We start from the raw sequence: 19,457 nt of genomic DNA on the forward strand, positions 1-19,457 counted from the left end.
TTGTGAGAGGGACTTGTCGTTCCCGCATCGCGCGACAACTTATATTTGGGGTTATGGGTCCCGGCCTTCGCCGGGACGACGATGATGGTGGTTCTCGATACAAGTTGCTACACCGCCGGTGTCATCACCCGCGCATGCGGGTGAACGGTATTCCAGAGGCAGCAGTGCTTGTGTCGAGAGGCCGCGGCGTACTGGATTCGCCTGATCAACCACGGGCGCGGGCGTCCGCGCCGCAAGAACCGCGCGGCAAATAACCGCATCGCCGATGGAACCCGACGGCGGGGTGCGATGTTGACGTCAGGCATTACTGACTGCCGAAGGGTGACACCGATGCTGGCGGCTGCCCGCAGCAAATATGCCGTGTTGGCGTTCGCCGCGATCATCGCGGTCGCGGCATCGACCGCGCTGTTCGCAGGTCGTGCCGATGCCCGCGGCGGCGGCGGCCATGGCGGCGGAGGTGGAGGTCATGGCGGTGGCGGCTTCCATGGCGGCGGCGGTGGATTTCACGGAGGCGGCGGTTTCCACGGCGGTGGCGGATTTCGCGGTGGCGGTGGCGGGTTTCATGGCGGCGGCTTTCACGCCGGCGGCCCGCGCGGCGGCGGCTTTCACACCATTCGTCCGGCAGCAAGAGCCGGGACGAGGTTTAGCGGCGGCTCAGCCGCACGCCATTCCCAATTCCGTCCTGCCGCGCGCGCGGCACGCTCCGCGCCGGGCATAGCCGCCGGCCGCGCCGCCGCCTCGCCCGCTGCGATGCGGCGCAATGCGAGCGTCGTGGGGCGCTCGCTGGCCTCGCGCCAGATCAGAACCGCAATGAGCAGGCCCGGCGGCTTGCGCAACCCGATGACGCGCGCCGCGATCACGACCGCCGCCGCCGGAGCCGCCTTGGGCTATCGCAATGGCGATGGCTGGTGGCGCCATCCGAATGGCGGTTATGGCTGGGTCGGCCCGGTGTTCTGGCCCTACGCCTATTACGATCTCTACGACTACACCTGGTGGGGTTGGGGCTACGACCCGTACTTCTGGGATTACGGCTACGGCGATCTCTATGCCGGTCTGTTCGGACCCTACGACTACAATGCGTTGAGCGGCTATGCCTATTACCTGCCCGGCTATGCCGGTCCCCGGCCGCCGGCCACAGGTCGATCGCGCAACAGTCAGGCCAACGCTCTCGCCGACATGTGCGGCAGCGACAGAAGCGACATCGCGGGCTTCCCGATCGAGCAATTCCGCAGCGCCATCCAGCCCAATGCCGAGCAGAGCGCGGCACTCGACGAACTCGCCAGCGCCTCGCAGAGGGCGTCCGAGACCATACTCAATTCCTGCCCCAAGGACGTGCCGCTGACCGCGCCGAGCCGGCTCTCCGCGATGCAGCAGCGCCTCCAGGCGATGCGCGATGCGGTCGGCATCCTGCAGCCCGCGCTGGAGAAGTTCTATGGGATGCTCAGCGACGATCAGAAAGCCAAGGTGACGGCCCTGGTGGCGGATCAGCACCGCGGCCAGCGTGAGGCGACGTCGGACAACACCACCTGCAACACCGCGCAGCCTGCCGCCATCGCATGGCCCGGCGACATCATCGATCGCGACGTCAAGCCGACCGACGCACAGCGGGCGAGCCTCGACGCCTTGCGGGACGCGGCAACCAAGGCCGAGGATACCTTGAAATCATCCTGCCCGCCCACCGACGCCCGCACGCCGCCGGCGCGCCTTGCGGCGGTCGAAGCCCGGCTCGATGCCATGCTGCAGGCGATCGGCACGGTGCGTCCTGCGCTGGACACCTTCTACAACGCGCTCAACGACGAGCAGAAGGCCGCATTCGACGCGATTGGCCCCGAGCGGAACGGCGGCCGGAACGCGATGGCCGCAAGCAACGACGAAGCTCCGCGAGGCCGTCATCGCCGCCACCACCATCATGGTCCGAATATCGGCGGCATGATCTTCCGGATGATCGGCCTGTGAGGCGCGTCATCGCCGCGCACCCGCGGCCGCTACGGCGCGATCCAGATTCCCACCACGATGATCGCCAGTGCGACGGCGATCACCAGCATGTCCGTCGTGAGCCAATCGGGCATTCCATTTGATGGCTGCTCGTTCATGTCCGCGACTCCTTCTGTTCGCGTCGAGCCACCATGCTGAAACGGATCGGCGCGGACGAGGATGAACTGGTTCACACAACGGCGCGACAAGCGGTCGCTCCGAATTTCGCGCATCTGCGCGCGCACAAGTTGCGGCATGCGATTGATCTGTCGCCCAGGTTTCTGAACATGTTCGACAACGAAGGCGACAGCAGCAAATGCTAGCACATCACCGCGCAGCGCGCAGCCGCCGAAGTCGCGGCGCAGGGATCGCCCTGACGGACTCGAATGGAAATATCTTGCGTAGCAAGCGCTACGGCGTCGACCTCCGGCTGATCGCCATCGGCAGTCCATGCGCCGGACGCAGCGTGATGCGCTGGAGCGGCTGCACGTCGGCGTGCGGCAGCAACTTCATCTCGAAATCGCGGACCAGGACCGCGAGGACGATAGCCGCCTCCTGCTGCGCGAACGACGCGCCGATGCAGGTTCGCGGCCCGACCCCGAACGGCAGATAGGCGAACCGCGGAATTGCGCTGCGCGCCTCCGGCAGGAAGCGCGCGGGGTCGAATGCATCGGGGCGGCGCCATAGCCTGTGATGCCGATGCAGGACGTAGGGCGCGATCACGATCAGGGAGCGCGCGGCGACCGCCAGGTCGCCCAGCCTGTCCGCCTCGCGCGCCGTCCGGCTGAGGGCCGCGATCGGAGGATAGAGGCGCAGCGCCTCCTCGATCACCGCCTTTGTCACGACCAGCCGCTCGGCGAGGTCATCGGCCGGATTGGACAGCTCGCGCTCGGCCTCCGCCGCGACACGCGACCGCCACTCAGGCGACTGCGACAGCAGAAAGATCGACCAGGCGAGCGTGTTTGCGGTCGTCTCATGTCCCGCGGAGAGAAAGGTAAGGATGTTGGAGCGAATCTCCCGCGGGCTCAGCTGCCGTCCGGTCGAAGGATCCGGCGAACGCAACAACAAGGTCAGCAGATCGCTCGGGCCCTCGACAGGGACTGTACGTCCCCGACATCGAACGTCGATGATCCTGTCGATCACGGCCTCGAAGTAGGTCATCGTCGCGCGCAGGCGGCGATGACCCGGGCGCGGCACGAATCTGGGCACGCCGAGCAGATCGAGCGCCCCGATGCGACCGATCACGCCGAAATAGGCATTCATCGCCATCCGGAATTCGTCGAGATCATCGCCGATGCCGTCCGAGAAGATGGTCAGCGCGAGCACGTTCAGCGTGACCAGCGTCATGTCGGCGGCAACATCCACCGTGGCATTGCATCCCATCGTGGCCCATTTCGCCGACAGCTCGTTGGCGGCGATCAGCATCGGCATCGTGAAGGAGGCGACGTTGCGGCGCGCGAAGATCGGAGCGAGTGTTCGCCGCTGCATCTCCCAACGCTCTCCGTCGACGCTCAGCAGGCCGTCGGACAATCCGGCGGAAAGGATGCGGCGCTGGATCGTGTCTTTCGGGTAATTCTCCGCCCGGTCCATCAGCACGTGCTTGATGGCGTGCGGATCGTGAACGACAAATGCATCGGTGAACGGCAGACGCAGCTTGACGATGGGCTGTTGAAAGAAATCCTCGCTCCAGCACTCCAGCGGATTTCGCCGCAACCTGGTCAGCAGCTCGATGAATCCAAGCCGGCCTTGCGGAGGATGCGGGACAGGCGGGCAATAATCGGCGTCGTGGCACAGCACTATGGCCACCGTGAAAACGTTCAATGTACCGGCGAACAACAACAGGAAAAACGATCGGTTCCTCAAGCCGCGTTCCATGTTGCAGCACGAAATGACGGCGGGCGCGGCCGCGATGACGATACCTGCGTTGGCCGTTTCATGCCGTTCAGCACCGTGGCGGCAAGTTATGTATGATCGGTGCTATGACCAAGTGAGGCGAGCACGGAGGAAGGGTTCCCTCCCCCCTTGCGGGGGAGGGTTAGGGAGAGTGGTACCACACGACGTGCTCTCTCCATGTGCGTTCGCAACACGCGACCGACATTGCGAAAGCGACATACTCATTCATCATCTCGCCCGGGGCCTACCCCTCTCCCCACCCTCCCCCGCAAGGGGGGAGGGAGCCCGACGAGCGTGCTCACCCCACGATGGCCCCTCTTTTCCGCGGCACGAAGTCGGTGGGTTACGCCTTCAGCTAACCCACCCTACGCTTCTCCTCACAGCAGCTTGCGCTGCGCCAAATTCTTCATCAGCGCGCCGACGCCGAAGGTCCAGGGCTCGCATTGGTCGCTGCTACGCATGCGATTGACGAGCTTGCCGAGCTGCGGGGCTGCGATGATGACGATGTCGTCGCGCTTGTGGGTGAAGCCCTCGCCCTTGGCGTCGCGGTCCTTCACGGGCGCGAACATCGTGCCGAGGAACAGCGCAAAGCCGTCGGGATATTGATGCACCGGGCCGATGGTCTGCGCAACCAGGTCGGTCGGGTCGCGGCTGATCTTGGAAATCGAGGAATGGCCCTCGAGCACGAAGCCGTCGGTGCCCTTCACGGTGAGATCCACATCCATCTTCCTGACGTCGTCGAGCGAGAAGGTCGCGTCGAACAGCCGGAGCAGCGGGCCGATCGCACACGACGCGTTGTTGTCCTTGGCCTTCGACAGCAAGAGCGCCGAGCGGCCCTCGAAGTCGCGCAGGTTGACGTCGTTGCCGAGCGCGGCACCGACGATCTTGCCGGCGCCGGAGACGACAAGCACGACCTCCGGCTCCGGGTTGTTCCAGGTCGACTTCGGATGCAGCCCGGCATCCATACCCGTGCCGACCGAGGACAGCGTCGGCGCCTTGGTGAAGACTTCGGCGTCGGGGCCGATGCCGACCTCGAGATACTGGCTCCAGGCGTTCTGGTCGATCAGCACCTGCTTCAGCCGCATCGCCTGGTCGGAGCCGGGCCTGAGCTTGGAGAGATCGTCGCCGACAAGGCGCACCACCTCCTTGCGGATCGCCTCGGCCGAGGACGGATTGCCGCGCGCCCGCTCCTCGATCACGCGTTCCAGCATCGAGATCGCGAAGGTGACGCCGGCGGCCTTCAGCACCTGCAGATCCACCGGCGCCAGCAGATGCGGCTTCGCCTTGTCGCGGCCGTCGGGCGGCGTGTTGGCGAGGATCGCCTCGAGATCGCCGATCCGCTCGCCCTTGGTCGCACGCAGCGCACCTGCCGGATCGCTCTCCTCGCACAGCGCACTCACCGTGGGGAAGCGCGCGGTGACGTCGAACACGCCGTCACCACGCACCGCGACCACGGCCGGCCCGCCGGCCTGCGGCAGCCAGACTCGTCCGACCAGCGTGCCGGCGGTGCCGTCCTCCGGCAGGACGTCTTTTGGCGTGAGCGAAATCATCGGCGTCTCCTTTTTGATCTTGTGGTCGCTTGTTAGCACAGTCCCGCGGGCAGCGTGCAACGGCGGTCATGCCCTTGTCATAGAGGGGTAACATCGCCCGTCAATGCTCCCGGCGCCCCATCTAGCACATCGAAAGACGGACCTTCATGACCGCCCCCCACCTCACCGACGAAGCCTCTCGGAACGAAGCTTTGCGGGACGAAGCTTTGCGCGCCCGCATCCAGCAGGAGATGGTCGACAGCCTCGACGAGGAACTCGAGCTCGAGCTCGACGACATGAGGCTTGACGAGCTCGACCACGCCGCCGCCGCCGGCAAGCCGTCGATCGACCGCAAATTCTACTTCCGCGAATTGCTGCGGTTGCAGGGCGAGCTGGTCAAGCTGCAAGACTGGGTGCAGCACGAGAAGAAGAAGGTCGTGGTGCTGTTCGAGGGCCGCGATTCCGCCGGCAAGGGTGGCGTTATCAAGCGCATCACCCAGCGGCTCAACCCGCGGGTCTGCCGGATCGCGGCGCTGCCCGCGCCGAACGAGCGCGAGCGCACGCAATGGTACTTCCAGCGCTACGTCTCGCATCTGCCGGCCGGCGGCGAGATCGTGCTGTTCGACCGCAGCTGGTACAACCGCGCCGGCGTCGAGAAGGTGATGGGCTTCTGCACCAACGAGCAGTATGAGGAGTTCTTCAATTCGGTGCCGGAATTCGAGCGCATGCTGATCCGCTCCGGCACCATCCTGCTGAAATACTGGTTCTCGATCACCGACGAGGAACAGGCGTTCCGCTTCGCGATGCGGATCCAGGATCCACTGAAGCAGTGGAAGCTGAGCCCGATGGACGTCGAGGCGCGGACCGGCTGGGAGCTCTACACCAAGGCGAAGGAGACCATGCTGGAGCGCACCCATCTGCCGGACTCGCCATGGTGGATCGTCGATGCCGTCGACAAGAGGCGCGCCCGGCTCAACTGCATCTCGCATCTGTTGAGCCAGATCCCTTACCAGTCGGTCACCCACCAACCGGTGGTGCTGCCGCCGCGGGTACGCAACCCCGACTATCACCGCGGCCCGATTCCGCCGGAGATGTACGTGCCGGGGCGGTATTGAGTCGCCCCACCTGCGCGCGAAGATCACCAAATCGCGATTGCAGGTTGTGAGGCAGTTCACTGGTCTTCCTGCGTTCTCCCCTTAAACCGGAGGTCGCTCGCAATTCGCGGGCGAAAAGGAGGAGTAGGCTATGTTGAAGGAACATCGCGAAAGCAAAAGCTCAGCGTCGGACCTGCCGAAAATCGACAAGGCTGTTGCGACCTATGCCATCCAGACCCTTGACCTCAGCTGGAGCGCACCGATCCGTTACGGCGATTGCAAGCTGTCCGGCTTCCTGAACGGCACCCTGAACAACGGCCCGACTCTCAGGCTGCGTTCGGACGGAACGGCGGAATTGCTGGCCAAATTCTTTTCGACCGACGACGGTGATGTTTGGGTCATCGATCATCTCGTTCTTTTGGATGTACATGGAACGGTGCTTTTCCAGTTTCCCCACCTTTCGAGCCCTGCAACCCAGACCGACAACCAGGTGCTCGATTGGGTCGCCGAGCTGAGCTTCCCTGCCGTTTTCTTTTCCTCGATCACCGGGGCCAACATGACCTATCGCTGCTGAGCTCCAAGGGCGCGGTTCGTGACCTTGTTCGACCTCCCGCCGGCGGACGTGGCGGTGAAGTGCAGAACATAGGCAGCCGCGCCCTCGCCTCGCCTACTAATGACGCAGGCGTGCGCCCTTGCTGGCACCGGAACCCGACGCTAGGCTTCCCCCGATCTGGTGCAGGGAGGCCCGCTTGACTCAATCCGACGACATCAACATTTCCGAAGATCGCCGCGACGCGCTGCGCTATGCGCTCGGGATCGGCAGCGGCGCGGCGCTCGCGGCCGCGATGGCGACGCCGGCCTCGGCGCAGACCGCGGCCGACAACACGCTGGATCGCATCCGCGCCAACAAGGTGCTGCGCATCGCGGTGTTGCCGGGCGAGCTGCCCTATTTCAACAAGGACCTCGCCACCGGAACATGGTCCGGCTTCTCGATCGAGATGGCCAACGATCTGGCAAAACTGCTCGACGTCAAGCTGGAATATGTCGAGTCGACCTACGGCAATTCGATTCTCGATCTGCAGGCCAACAAGATCGATCTCGGCTTCGCGCTCAACCCCACGCCGCAGCGCGCGCTGGTGGTCGATTTCACCAATCTGGTGTTCCCGCATCCGTTCGGCGCGATGCTGAAGAAGGGGCTGGAGGCCAAGACCTGGGCCGACATCAACAAGCCCGAGGTCAGGATCGCGGTCGATGTCGGCTCGGCCAACGAGGCGGTGGCGCGGCGCTTTGCGCCGAATGCCACCATCAAGTCGCTGAAGTCGCGCGACGAGGTGATGCTGGAGATGTCGTCCGGCCGGGTCGATTGCGTGGTCAACGCGCTGGTGCTCGGGCTGACCGCAATCGCCAAGAACCCGAATCTCGGCACCTACAAGATCCTGACCTCGCCGTCGGTGACGATCGCGAGCGGCATGGCGGTGCGGCGCGAGCAGGACAAGCGCTGGCGCGATTTCCTCTCGGTGTGGGTCGACTACAACCGCGGCATCGGCCAGATGCGCGAATGGTTCGTCAAGGGCCTCGGACTTGCCGGCGTCAAGCCGGAGGACGTGCCGGTGGAGTTGAGTATCTGAGGGATTGCTTCTGGCGTGAGATCGATCCTTCACCTCTCCCTTCGGGACAGGTAAGCGACCTCACACCTTGTCGTAAGTCAGCCCGCGCTCCAGCCGCCTGGCCGCCAGCGTCGACGGGAACAGGATCGCGAAATAGATCAGCGCCACGATGGTGTAGACCTCGAGCGGCCGGTAGGTGTCGGCGTTGATCAGGGTTGCGTTGTAGACGAGGTCGGGCACCGCGATGATCGAGACCAGCGAGGTGTTCTTGAGCTGCGTCACCGACTGGTTGACGTAGGGCGCCATCATCGGCTTCAGCGCCTGCGGCAGGATCACGAGCCGCATCAGGCGCCAGCCGCGGAAGCCGAGCGCCTTCGCCGCATCCCACTGCCCGATCGGCACGCTCTCGATCGAGCCGCGCACGATCTCGGCATAGAACGCGCCGCCATAGAGCGAGAGCACGCTGACGGCGGCGACATGCGCCGGGATGTTGACGCCGATCACCACCGGAAAGGCGTAGTAGAACCAGATGATCTGCACCAGCAGCGGCGTGCAGCGGAAGGTTTCGATATAGGCAATCAGGAGCCAGTCGATCACCGGAATCCGCTTGAGCCGCAGCATGCCGACGATCAGGCCGATCAAGGTCCCCAGAATGATGGTGCCGATCGTGTAGGCCATGGTCCAGCCGAGCCCGAGCCAGAACAGATGGCTGTATTTGGCGAGGATCCCGAAATCCCAGACGTAGTTCATCCTGCCCCTCGGTTGCAGGTGGTCAAGCCGGCGATCCCCGCGATGCCGATCATGACGCCAGGCATGGCGACATCGGTCCGCTGCGCTGCCCTGCCCTCGCCCACGCCGTCACATCAAGGTCAGGCCGCCGTCGACCGGCAGCGTGGCACCGGTGACGTGGCCCGCGTCCGGCGACAGCAGGAAGGCGACGACCGAGGCGACCTCGTCGGGCTCGGCCAGCCGCTGCATCGGGTTGGCCTTTGCGACTCGATCCCAGGTCGCGGTATCAAGCGCGCCGAACAGGCCGGGATCCTTGCGGGTGTAGCCGGGCATCACGGCGTTTGACGTGGCGCCCGAGGCGGCGAGCTCGATCGCGAGCGACTTGACCAGCACTTCGAGCGCCGCCTTCGCGGCAGCCGATCCCGGATAGGTCGCGCCCGGCACGAAGCGATGCGGCCCGAAGCTGGAGACCGCGACGACGCGGCCGTGCGCGCTGCGCGTGAGGTCAGGCAGCGCAGCCGCTGCAATTTCATGGAATGCCGCCGCCATCACCGCGAAGGCGCGCTCCAGCGCCGCGCGCGGCAGGCTGGCGAAGTCGCGACGGTCGGCAAAGCCCGCGGCGTGCACGATGGCATCGATCGGCCCGAATGCGGCGCGCGCGGCCTCCACCAGCGACGTGCCCGCGCCGGCCGCCGCGAGATCGCCGGTCGCGACCGCGACTTTCGCGCCCTTGCTGCGGCATTGCTCCGCAACCGCATTCAGCCGCGCGAGGCCTGTGGCCTCGGCGCCCTGCCCGTGCAGCATCAGGGATTGCTCGGGGCCGGCGAGCCGGCGCGCAACCGCCGCGCCGATGCCGGAGCCGCCTCCCGTGATGATTGTAACGCGCATGAGGTGGGTGCTGTCAGTGCGATAAGGGACAGCGAACTATAGGTTCGGTGCCACGAAATGCAAACCGCGCGGCCGAAAGGCGGTCCGTAGGGTGGGTTAGCGAAGCGTAACCCACCGACTTTGCTCATCACGAAGAGAACGGTGGGTTACGCCTTCGCCTAACCCACCCTACAAAAACTCACCGCCAAGGCTCGACCAGAATCTTGGTGTGCGCCTCGGGATTGGCGAGATCGGCAAAGGCCTGCGCGACGCGGTCGATGCCGACGCGGCCGGTGACCAGCGACGCCGCGTCCACCTGGCCTTCCGCGATCAGGCGCAGCGAATAGGCGAACTCCTCCGGCGTGTAGCCGAGCACGTATTGGACGTTGAGCTCCTTGATGATGCCGAGCATCGGTTCGGACTTGTCGGTCTCCATGCAGACCCCGACCACGACGACACGGGCGCTGCGCGGCGCGCCCTCGAACACCTGCTGCAACACGCCGGGCACGCCGACGCATTCGAAGATCAGCGCCGGCTTCAGCGGCGGCAGCAGGGCCTGCAGCGGCGGCCGCGCCGCCTTCTCCGCCTCGGTCATCTGGGCGTGCTCGGCCCAGCTCGCATAGGGCTGCGTCTTCGCGGGATCGACCACGACGTCGGCGCCCATCTTCTCGGCAAGAGCGCGCCGCGCCGGTGAGTAATCCGCGGCGACGATCGGACCGAGCCCCCTGATCTTCAGCGCCGCGATCACCGCGAGCCCGACCGGCCCGCAGCCGATCACCAGCGGCACTTCACCGCCCCTGATGTTGGCCATCGCGACCGCATGCACGCCGACCGCAAGCGGTTCGGTGAGCGCGGCGTGCTCGGCGGCAAGCCCGTTCGGCACTTCGAGCAGCAGCGGCTCGCTGAGCAGCATCTGCTCGGCATAGCCGCCAGCGTAATCGTTGGAATAGCCGATGCCCTTCGGCCCCTCCGGCGTCAGCAGCGCCGGCAGCGAGCAGACGCGCGTGCCGGGCTTCAGCTTGCCCGTGGTGCCCGGGCCGTAATCGAGGATCTCGCAGCAGAACTCGTGGCCGAACACGACGTCGCGCGACAGATCCATCGGCGTGCGGCCGGGCAGAAACTTGCTCAACTCCACCATGCGGTGGGCGTGCTTGCGCGCGTGCAGGTCGGACCCGCAGATGCCGCAGGCGAGCGATTTGACCAGCACCTGGCCGGCGCCCGGCTTCGGCGCCGGCATCTGGTCGACGACAATCTCGCCATTCCTGAAGATCGCTGCGCGCATGTTTCCCTCCGCGTGGGTTTTGCCCCACTCATTTTGATGCGTATTTCGTCTCGCGAAATACACCGCCGCGGATCAAGTCCGCGCCGGCTTTCGCTTCAAGACGCTATAGCACGGAGGGTCACCAGGCATAGCGTAGAACGCCCTTGCCGGCGTAGGACTGGGTGCCGTCGGAGAATTCGCAGGGCGGCAGCCCCGGTCAGGCGTTCGGCGACGGCTCGCTGGCCGCGGTCAGCAACTGCGACCGTCTGACGCGCTCGCGATGCGCGGTGTAGAGGCCCGAGGCGACAATGAAGCTCGCGCCGAGGATGGTCCAGCGGTCGGGCACCTCGCCGAAGACCAGGAAGCCGAGGATGCTGACCCACAGCAGCTGCGTGTAGGAGAACGGTGCCAGCACCGAGGCATCGCCGTAACGGAACGCCAGCACCACGATCCACTGTCCGACGGTGGAGGCAACGCCGATCAGGATGCCGAACATGATGTCGTGCCAGGTCGGTGTGACCCAGACCAATGGCACCAGTGCGCTGACGATGGCGACGCCGACAATCGACGAATAGGTCATGACGGTGACCGGGCGCTCGCTGCCACTCATCATGCGCGTCAGGATCAGCGTGCCGGCCCAGGCCAGCGCCGAGACGAGCGGAAAGACCGCGGCGGGATGGAAGGCGCTGGTGCCCGGCCGCAGGATGATGAACACGCCGGCGAGGCCGACCGCGGTCGCGATCCAGCGCCGCATGCCGACCCGCTCGCCGAGGAAAGCGATCGACAGCGCGGTAACGAACAGCGGCGAGACGAAGCTGGTGGCCGAGGCTTCGGCGATCGGCAGGAAGCCCAGGCCCGTGATGAAGATCAGCGAGGAGCCGAGCAGCGCGGCGCCGCGCGCCACGTGCAGGCCAGGACGGCTGCTGCGCAGCGCAAACAGCGGCGAGCCAGGCACCATTGCCGGCACCATGATCAGTGCAAACACCAGGAAGCGGATCCAGGCGATCTCGATCGACGGCAACGTCGACGAGAGATATTTCGCAGTGACGTCGGAGGTGCCCAGAAACACCGTCGACAGCAGGATCAGCGCAATGCCCTTGAAGGGCCGATCGGTGCGCGCAGGCGCCCTGTTGCGTGCGACGCGTGTCGTTGAGGGCGCGGTCTTGGCGGGCAATGAAAGGGGAACGCTGTCCAGCCTGGCGGCTACGGCGGCGGGGGGCGGTGTCACGGCAATCTCGATGAGCAAAATAAGGGGAATCTGCTGATTTGACAGAACGCCAATTCCACCGCGAGAACAATGCCCGAAAACGGGACTCCGATATGCACCAGCGCGCGCGACCGCCCGCCGCAGGCCGCGCGCGGCCGCGACTGAAACCGTTTGTTAAGCACTGTGTGCAGCGAAACGGCGTGAATCTCGCGAATTAGAGCATCGGCAGCGAGCGCGGCTTCGGCCCGCGCGGGAACGCCGCATCAAGCGCGGCGATTTCGTCGCCGCCGAGCGTGAGCGTGCCTGCGGCCGCGTTCTCCGCTGCGTGTTCCGCATTCGACGCCTTCGGGATCGCGAGCACCGACGGCAGCCGCGTCAGGAAGCTCAGCGCGACCTGGCGCGGCGTCGCCTTATGCGCCTGCGCGACCTGCTGCAGCACCGCGCCGGCCTTGGTCGACGGCAGCGGAAAATCATTGTGCCCGAACGGCGAATAGGCGACGACGGCGACGCCGTGTCGCTCGCACCACGGAATCACGGCGTGCTCGATGGCGCGCTGCTGCAGATGGTAGAGCACCTGGTTGCAGGCGATCTTGCCGTCGCCGGCGACATCGCGCAGCTCGTCGAGATCGTCGGCGTCGAAATTGCTGACGCCCCAGGAGCGGATCTTGCCGGCCGCGACCAATTCGTCGAACGCCGCGACCGTCTCGGCGAGCGGAAAGGTTCCGCGCCAGTGCAGCAGATAGCAATCGAGCCGATCGGTCTTCAGCCGCTTCAGCGAGCGCTCGCAGGCGGTGATGGTGCCGCGCCGCGAGGCGTTGCTCGGCAATACCTTTGAGACCAGGAACAATTCGTCGCGGCGGCCGGCAATGGCATCGGCGATCACCAGCTCGGCGTCGCCATACATCTCCGCAGTGTCGATATGCGTCATGCCGCCATCGATGCCGCGCTTCAGCGCGGCGACGGCCGCCTTGCGGTCACCGCGGTCGAGATACCAGGTGCCCTGCCCGATCACCGCGACCTGCGGGCCGTTGCTGCCGAATTTTTTTGTCTGCACGATCGCCTCGTTCTGCGTGTTCCCCTGTGGCTCCGCGCGACGATAGGGAAAACAAGGCATCATGTCTCCCCATCGTCGTGCCGGCGAAAGCCGGGACCCATAGCCATAAAACTCAGTTATGAAGGTTGCTGCGGCCCCAGCATGGTACAACGCAGATTTGGGGTCATGGGTCCCGGCCTTCGCCGGCACGACACTTGCTGGCCGGCGCGCACTCGCACCTCTCAACGATTGTCAAGCGCCGCCGGCGCGTGAGCATCAGCCGAGTCCGCCGATATCGGCGACCAGCACCGACCCGGTCACAGATTCGGTGATGTAGAGGCGGTCGCGGTTGGCGCCGCCGATCGCGACATTGGTGCAGCTTTGTCCGGCGCAGGACTTGATCCGCGCGATGCACTCGCCGTTCGGCGCGAACACGAGGACATGGCCGAGCGAAGCATGCGCGACGAACAGCCGCCCCGCGCTATCCATCGTCATGCCGTCGGGTCCGCTCGGACCGAACAGCGAGCAGAAGCGCCCGACCTTGGAAACGCTGCCGTCCTTCATCAACGGCGCGCGCCAGACCGCATTGTCGCGCGTCATCGCAACGAACAGGACGGCCTCGCGCGGATCGAGCACCAGGCCGTTCGGACTGATGCCGGTGTCGATCAGGCAGTCGAGCGCGCCGTTCACCCGCAACCGGTAGACGCGGCCGGTCGGATCGTGCAGCCCGGTCTGGCCCTGATCCGTGAAATAGATGTCGCCATTGGAGGCGATGTGCAGATCGTTGCAGCCGCGGAACGATTCCGAATTGCGCGAGCGCAGCAGCGGGGTGACCTCGCCCGATCGGGGGTCGAGCTCCATCAGCCCGTGCCGGTAATCCGCGATCAGGATGCGGCCCATCGGATCGATCTTCAGCCCGTTCGGCCAGCCGTCATATTCGGCGACCTGCGACCATGACTTGTCCGGCGCGATCCTGAAGATGCGACCGAACGGAATGTCGACGATGTAGAGATTGCCATCGGCATCGAACGACGGCCCTTCGATGAAGCAGTCGGTCACCGCGCCCGGCCGGTTGGCATCGGCCCATTCGCTCGCCACCTTGCGGCGGAATTCGGCGGGCACGGCGGAGAAGATCTCGGTCGGAATCAGTTTTGGCGGCGTTTCCAGGAACATCATTGTTGGTTCACCCGTTGGCGGAACGGGGTGAACCATAGTTGAGAAGGCTCGCGGCGTCGAATGCGCTGGGGACGATGGCGCTCAGCGCGCTACGCACGCATGTCGCGCGGCGAACGCCGACGACAGCCGACCCTACTCGGCCGCCTGCGCGCTGCCATAGGCTTCCGAGATCATGTAGCCGGACAGCGTTCCGTAGGCGGCCGTCCAAGCGGCGGCAACATCAGGCGTCCAGGCTTCGCCGAGGCCCTTCTCCAGCGTCCACAACAGCGCGCCGCCGACCACCGGATAATGCTCGGGCTTGGCACCATAGCCGACATGACGTTTGGCCAGCGCGCTCGCGGCGGGCAGCACCGACGGCAAATTGCTCAATCCGTTGACAACGACAGCAAGCGTTCCCATCAGCTTCTTGCGCTGCTCGGCCATATCCGACGGAAACATCGCTTTCACCGCCGGTGCGACCTCGAACAGGCGGTCATAGAAGATGACCGCCGCCTGTTCCGAGATCGGCGCAACCTTGGCGAAGGTCTCCTGGACGAGCTTGATCTGGTCTTCCGTCATGTATGCCTCCGTGTACGCTTCCACGCCGCGCCATTGCGGCGAGACAGAAAAGCACTTCACATGAGCGACGGGTCGCTCATGCCGCCTCGACGAAGCTGTGGCGCTCGTAGAGGAATTCGAGCACGCGCTGCCGGCACTTCAGGTAGCCGGGATTGGTCGCGAGCTCGAGCCGCTTGCGCGGCCGCGCAAGCGGCACCTCGAGCACCTCGCCGATTCGCGCACCCGGGCCGTTGGTCATCATCACGATACGATCCGACAGCAGCACGGCCTCGTCGACGTCATGGGTGATCATCAGGATGGTGTTGCCGAGCTTCTGGTGCAGCGCCATCACCGAATCCTGCAGATGCGCCCGGGTCAGCGCGTCGAGCGCACCGAACGGCTCGTCGAGCAGCAGCACCTTCGGCTCCATAGCGAGCGCACGCGCGATGCCGACGCGCTGCTTCATGCCGCCGGAGATCTCGCTTGGCCGCTTGTCCTTGGCGTGCGCCATCTGCACCAGGCTGAGATTGTGCATCACCCAGGCGTCGCGCTCGGCCTTACTCTTGGTCTTCGCGAACACCTTGTCGACGCCGAGCTTGACGTTCTCGTATACCGTGAGCCACGGTAGCAGGCTGTGGTTCTGGAACACGACGGCGCGATCCGGCCCGGGCGAATTGACCTCGCGGTTCTCCAGCAGCACGCCGCCATTGGTTGCGCCGGTGAGGCCGGCGACGATGTTGAGCAGGGTCGACTTGCCGCAGCCGGAATGGCCGATGATCGAGACGTATTCGCCCTTCTCGATCGTCAGGTTGATGTCCTTCAACACCTCCGTGGTGGCGCTGCCGCGGGTAAACGTCTTGTCGACGTGATCGAGCTTCAGATAGGCCTGCATGACTTGTCCCTCAGTTGGCAGCGGTGCCGCGGGTCACGATCTTGCCCAGCCCCGCGATGAGGCGGTCGAGCACGAAGCCGATGATGCCGACATAGAACAGCGCCAGGATGATTTCGCTGATATGCGAGGAATTCCACGCATCCCAGATGAAGAAGCCGATGCCGACGCCGCCGATCAGCATCTCAGCGGCGACGATCGCGAGCCAGGACAGACCGATACCGATACGCAGGCCGGTGAACATGTAGGGTGCGGCCGCAGGAATCATGATCTTGGTGAAGAACTCCAGCGGATTGAGCTGCACCACGGCGGCGACGTTGCGGTAATCCTGCGGAATGTTGCGGATGCCGACCGCGGTGTTGATGATGATCGGCCACACCGAGGTGATGAAGATGACGAAGATCGCCGAGGGCTGGCCGTCGCGGAATGCGGCGAGCGACAATGGCAGCCAGGCGAGCGGCGGGATCGTGCGCAGCACCTGGAACAGCGGATCGAGCCCGCGCATCGCCCAGACCGATTGCCCGACCAGCGTGCCGAGCGCGATGCCGGCGATCGCCGCCAGCGAATAGCCGTAGGCGACGCGCTGCAGGCTGGCGGAGAGGTGCCAGAACAGGCCCTTGTCGATGCCGCCATTGTCGAAGAACGGATCGAGGATCAGCTCCTTGGTGTCCTTGAACACCTTTGACGGCGGCGGCAGGCTGGAGCCGGTGCGTCGGCAGATCAGCTCCCATACCACGAGCAGCAACGCGACCACGATCAGCGGCGGGACGACACGCGCGGCGGTCTCCTTCGCCATCCTGGCGTAGGCCTCGGCGCGCGGCGCGCGCTTCGGCGTCATGGTCACGACCGGCGCCGCGGCAGCGGCCGGCGGAGTGGCGACCTCCAACATTTCGGTCTTCATGGCAGGCATCGACATTGACAAAGTATCTCCGTGGTCGGGCGACGGGCTGCGCAGGAAAAGCGCGGCCCTCTGGTCGTCGGCTCAGACGTCGACGCGCTTGATCGACAGCGACTTCAGATAGGCGGCGGGATTCTCCGGATCGAACACCTTGCCGTCGAAGAAGGTCTCCTTACCGCGCGAGGTGGAAGCGGGAATGTTGGACACGCCGAGCTCCTTGGCAGCCTCCTTCCAGATGTCCTCGCGGTTCACCTTGGCGATCAGCGCCTTGGTGTCGAAACCCGCCTCATACTTGCCCCAGCGGATGTCCTCGGTGAGGAACCAGAGGTCGTGGCTCTGATAGGGGTAGGAAGCATTATCGCTCCAGAATCGCATCTGCTGCGGCGAGTTGTCGACCACGCGGCCGGTGCCGTAGTCGAACTTGCCCTTCATGCGGTCGGTGATGTCCTCGACCGGGCAGTTGATCCACTGCCGCTTGGCGCAGATCGCCGCGGTCTCCTCGCGGTTCTCCATCTTCTCGCACCACTGCTGGGCTTCCATGACAGCCATCAGCAGCGCCTTCGCGGCCTTCGGGTTCTTGTCGACCCAGGCCGCGCGCAGACCGAACGATTTCTCCGGATGCTTGTCCCAGAGCTCGCCGGTCGTGATCGCGGTGTAGCCGATGTCCTGGTGGATCAGCTGCAGATTCCACGGCTCGCAGACGCAAAAGCAGTCCATCGTGCCGACCTTCATGTTGGCCACCATCTGCGGCGGCGGCACCACGATGGTCTCGATATCCTTGTCGGGATCGATGCCGCCGGCGGCGAGCCAGTAGCGGATCCAGAGATCATGCGTGCCGCCGGGGAAGGTCATCGCGGCCTTCACCGCCTTGCCGGATGCCTTCTTCTTCTCCAGCGCCGCCTTGAACGGCGTGGTGTCGATACCGACCTTGAGATCGGCATATTCCTTGGCGACCGAGATGCACTGGCCGTTCAGGTTGAGCCGGGCCATGATGTACATCGGCGTCGGCTGATTGTTCTGCGTCACCTTGCCGGCCGAGATCAGATACGGCATCGGGGTCAGGATATGCGCGCCGTCGATGCCGTTGCCCTCGGAACCGAGCACGAGGTTGTCGCGCGTGGTGCCCCACGAGGCCTGCTTCTGCACCTCGACGTCCGGCATGCCGTATTTGGCGAAGATGCCCTTCTCCTTGGCGACGAACAGCGGCGAGGCATCGGTCAGCGCGATGAAGCCGAGCTTGGCGCCCTTCACCTCGGGGCCCGCACCTTGCGCGAATGCACCAGCGGGAAAGTTGAGCTTGGCTGCGGCGAGCAGCGCGGCGGCGCCGCTGCTCGCCTTCAGCAGGCGGCGACGGCTGATCGCACGGCTCGGGGGCGTGTTGCTGGGCTTGGTCATCGGTCGTCCTTTACGTCGTTGCGTTGCGGTGTTGCGTCTGTGGGTCGAGCACCTCTCGTCGGGTGGCGACGCGCGCAGGGCGCAAAAGGGCATGCACCGGGGAGGCCCCGGACTGGCGGCGTCAGAAATCCGATGGGGTGGCCTCGAGGGACGGCTTCAATGGCGTCGGCACTCGACCATTCAAGCCTTGTGCCAAGCTACTGCACTGCAAAAATTGATGTTATTGCAAAGTCTTGCGCAACATGTCGCAGTACGCGCGAACGCGCCGCGCGCTGCCAAAAATTGCGATTCGCTCAATTCTTATGCGATGCACAAGAATCGAGCAGACGGATTGCCGGATCGCGGTCAGGCGTCTTCAGTGACCTTGGTGCCGAGCGGCGCCGGAGCCATTCCGCTCCCGGGCTTCACGTGAAATTCGTAGGTCATCAGGCTCCACGGCCCATCCGAGCGCTGGCCGTCGGGCATCACAGGATCGGTGCGCCGCTCGACCTTGGCGATCAACTCGTCCTTCACACCGAACACGACATCGGAGTCGATGTACTTGTCGCCTTCGACGAACACGTGCGTGATCAGCGGCTCGTAGCCCCTGGCGTTGACCAGGAAGTGCACATGCGCCGGCCGCATCGGGTGACGATTGGTCTGCGTGATCATCTGCCCGACCGGGCCGTCGGTCGGGATCGGGTAGCTGCACGGCACGATGGTGCGGAAGAAGAAGCGGCCGTCGGCATCGGTGATGAAGCGCGCCCGCGACGACGGACCTTCGCTGGCATAGCTCGGCTTCTGCGAGTCATAGAATCCGTCGTCGTCCGCATGCCAGACATCGACCGGCACATTGGCCAGCGGCTTGCCGTCGAGATCGGTGACGCGGCTTTGCACGAACATGCGCTCGCCGGGCAGGCTCGCCGAGATGTCGGTGCCGTGCGCCGTCACCTTGTGCTCGCCGACATAGAACGGGCCGAGCACGGTGGTCTCGGTGGCGCCGTCGCGATCCCGGTGGTTGACCGCATCGACCAGCATCGACACGCCGAGCACGTCGGACAGCAGGATGAATTCCTGGCGGATGTCGGTGCATTTCTGCCCGGTGCGGGTCAGGAAGCCGATCGCGTGGTCCCACTCCTCGAAGGTGAGATCGGTCCTGCGCACATAATCGTGCAGCGATTTCACCAGTTCCTGGAGCAGGAACTTGGCCCTGGGATCGGGCGTCTGGTCGAAGCTGCGGATCACGGCGGCGGTGAGCTCGGTTTCGTTGAACTGGGTCATCTCGGCGTTTCCCTTGAACCCCTTTTTGGGCGCGATTGCGCTGGCGAGCCTACACCACCGACCCCGCGCCGGTAAGCAGCGGCCGGTTGGTGAAACAGACACTTTTCG

General features: G+C 65.1%; 18 protein-coding genes. 5 read left to right on the forward strand and 13 right to left on the reverse strand.

Annotated features, from left to right (window positions below; translation table 11 throughout):
• Positions 1 to 330: 330 nt before the first annotated feature.
• Entirely contained in the window at positions 331 to 1,956 is a 1,626-nt protein-coding gene (locus ACVIW0_RS26175) for a Spy/CpxP family protein refolding chaperone (protein ID WP_461354971.1), read from the forward strand.
• A 170-nt stretch (positions 1,957 to 2,126) separates the two neighbouring features.
• A complete protein-coding gene (locus tag ACVIW0_RS26180) occupies positions 2,127 to 2,297 on the forward strand; it encodes a hypothetical protein (RefSeq protein WP_461354972.1) in 171 nt (56 codons plus the stop codon).
• An 88-nt stretch (positions 2,298 to 2,385) separates the two neighbouring features.
• On the opposite strand, the gene ACVIW0_RS26185 is transcribed toward ACVIW0_RS26180, so the two are convergent.
• Positions 2,386 to 3,780, reverse strand: a complete 1,395-nt coding sequence (locus ACVIW0_RS26185) for a cytochrome P450 (RefSeq protein WP_461357426.1) — start codon at positions 3,778 to 3,780, stop codon at positions 2,386 to 2,388.
• Positions 3,781 to 4,244: 464 nt separating this feature from the next.
• Positions 4,245 to 5,417 (reverse strand): fumarylacetoacetate hydrolase family protein, encoded by a 1,173-nt coding sequence (locus tag ACVIW0_RS26190; RefSeq protein WP_461354973.1) that lies wholly within the window; start codon positions 5,415 to 5,417, stop codon positions 4,245 to 4,247.
• A 146-nt stretch (positions 5,418 to 5,563) separates the two neighbouring features.
• Between ACVIW0_RS26190 and ppk2 the strand changes: the two genes are divergently transcribed.
• The 3 genes from ppk2 (at position 5,564) to ACVIW0_RS26205 (ending at position 8,118) form a co-directional block, all read left to right on the forward strand.
• Complete coding sequence (gene ppk2, locus ACVIW0_RS26195) at positions 5,564 to 6,511, forward strand: polyphosphate kinase 2 (RefSeq protein ID WP_461354974.1); 948 nt, start codon at positions 5,564 to 5,566, stop codon at positions 6,509 to 6,511.
• Positions 6,512 to 6,641: 130 nt separating this feature from the next.
• Positions 6,642 to 7,064: a DUF6294 family protein gene (locus ACVIW0_RS26200; RefSeq protein WP_461354975.1), complete on the forward strand. Its 423-nt coding sequence runs from the start codon at positions 6,642 to 6,644 to the stop codon at positions 7,062 to 7,064.
• A gap of 175 nt (positions 7,065 to 7,239) precedes the next feature.
• Complete coding sequence (locus tag ACVIW0_RS26205) at positions 7,240 to 8,118, forward strand: transporter substrate-binding domain-containing protein (RefSeq protein ID WP_461354976.1); 879 nt, start codon at positions 7,240 to 7,242, stop codon at positions 8,116 to 8,118.
• Positions 8,119 to 8,178: 60 nt separating this feature from the next.
• On the opposite strand, the gene ACVIW0_RS26210 is transcribed toward ACVIW0_RS26205, so the two are convergent.
• The 11 genes from ACVIW0_RS26210 to ACVIW0_RS26260 all read right to left on the reverse strand — a co-directional run bounded on the left by ACVIW0_RS26210 (position 8,179) and on the right by ACVIW0_RS26260 (position 19,349).
• Positions 8,179 to 8,847 carry an amino acid ABC transporter permease gene (locus tag ACVIW0_RS26210; protein ID WP_456798478.1) on the reverse strand — a complete coding sequence of 223 codons (669 nt, stop codon included), beginning with the start codon at positions 8,845 to 8,847 and terminating at the stop codon, positions 8,179 to 8,181.
• 108 nt (positions 8,848 to 8,955) lie between these two features.
• Positions 8,956 to 9,714, reverse strand: coding sequence for an SDR family NAD(P)-dependent oxidoreductase (locus tag ACVIW0_RS26215; protein ID WP_461354977.1), 759 nt, complete (start codon positions 9,712 to 9,714; stop codon positions 8,956 to 8,958).
• A 178-nt stretch (positions 9,715 to 9,892) separates the two neighbouring features.
• On the reverse strand, positions 9,893 to 10,975 hold the full coding sequence (locus ACVIW0_RS26220; RefSeq protein ID WP_461354978.1) for a zinc-binding dehydrogenase: 1,083 nt from the start codon (positions 10,973 to 10,975) through the stop codon (positions 9,893 to 9,895).
• Positions 10,976 to 11,171: 196 nt separating this feature from the next.
• A complete protein-coding gene (locus tag ACVIW0_RS26225) occupies positions 11,172 to 12,128 on the reverse strand; it encodes a DMT family transporter (protein ID WP_461357427.1) in 957 nt (318 codons plus the stop codon).
• Between the two features lie 247 nt (positions 12,129 to 12,375).
• Positions 12,376 to 13,215, reverse strand: a complete 840-nt coding sequence (locus tag ACVIW0_RS26230; RefSeq protein WP_461354979.1) for an aldo/keto reductase — start codon at positions 13,213 to 13,215, stop codon at positions 12,376 to 12,378.
• A 255-nt stretch (positions 13,216 to 13,470) separates the two neighbouring features.
• Positions 13,471 to 14,370 (reverse strand): SMP-30/gluconolactonase/LRE family protein, encoded by a 900-nt coding sequence (locus ACVIW0_RS26235; protein ID WP_461354980.1) that lies wholly within the window; start codon positions 14,368 to 14,370, stop codon positions 13,471 to 13,473.
• A 132-nt stretch (positions 14,371 to 14,502) separates the two neighbouring features.
• Positions 14,503 to 14,928 (reverse strand): globin family protein, encoded by a 426-nt coding sequence (locus tag ACVIW0_RS26240; RefSeq protein ID WP_461354981.1) that lies wholly within the window; start codon positions 14,926 to 14,928, stop codon positions 14,503 to 14,505.
• A 76-nt stretch (positions 14,929 to 15,004) separates the two neighbouring features.
• Entirely contained in the window at positions 15,005 to 15,799 is a 795-nt protein-coding gene (locus tag ACVIW0_RS26245) for an ABC transporter ATP-binding protein (RefSeq protein WP_461354982.1), read from the reverse strand.
• A 10-nt stretch (positions 15,800 to 15,809) separates the two neighbouring features.
• The gene (ntrB, locus tag ACVIW0_RS26250; protein ID WP_461354983.1) at positions 15,810 to 16,712 is read right to left on the reverse strand and encodes a nitrate ABC transporter permease; all 903 of its coding nucleotides are present in this window, start codon (positions 16,710 to 16,712) and stop codon (positions 15,810 to 15,812) included.
• Positions 16,713 to 16,778: 66 nt separating this feature from the next.
• The gene (locus ACVIW0_RS26255; protein WP_461354984.1) at positions 16,779 to 18,089 is read right to left on the reverse strand and encodes a CmpA/NrtA family ABC transporter substrate-binding protein; all 1,311 of its coding nucleotides are present in this window, start codon (positions 18,087 to 18,089) and stop codon (positions 16,779 to 16,781) included.
• A gap of 345 nt (positions 18,090 to 18,434) precedes the next feature.
• The gene (locus ACVIW0_RS26260; RefSeq protein WP_461354985.1) at positions 18,435 to 19,349 is read right to left on the reverse strand and encodes an intradiol ring-cleavage dioxygenase; all 915 of its coding nucleotides are present in this window, start codon (positions 19,347 to 19,349) and stop codon (positions 18,435 to 18,437) included.
• Positions 19,350 to 19,457: the final 108 nt, after the last annotated feature.

Source organism: Bradyrhizobium sp. USDA 4454 (assembly GCF_054822705.1).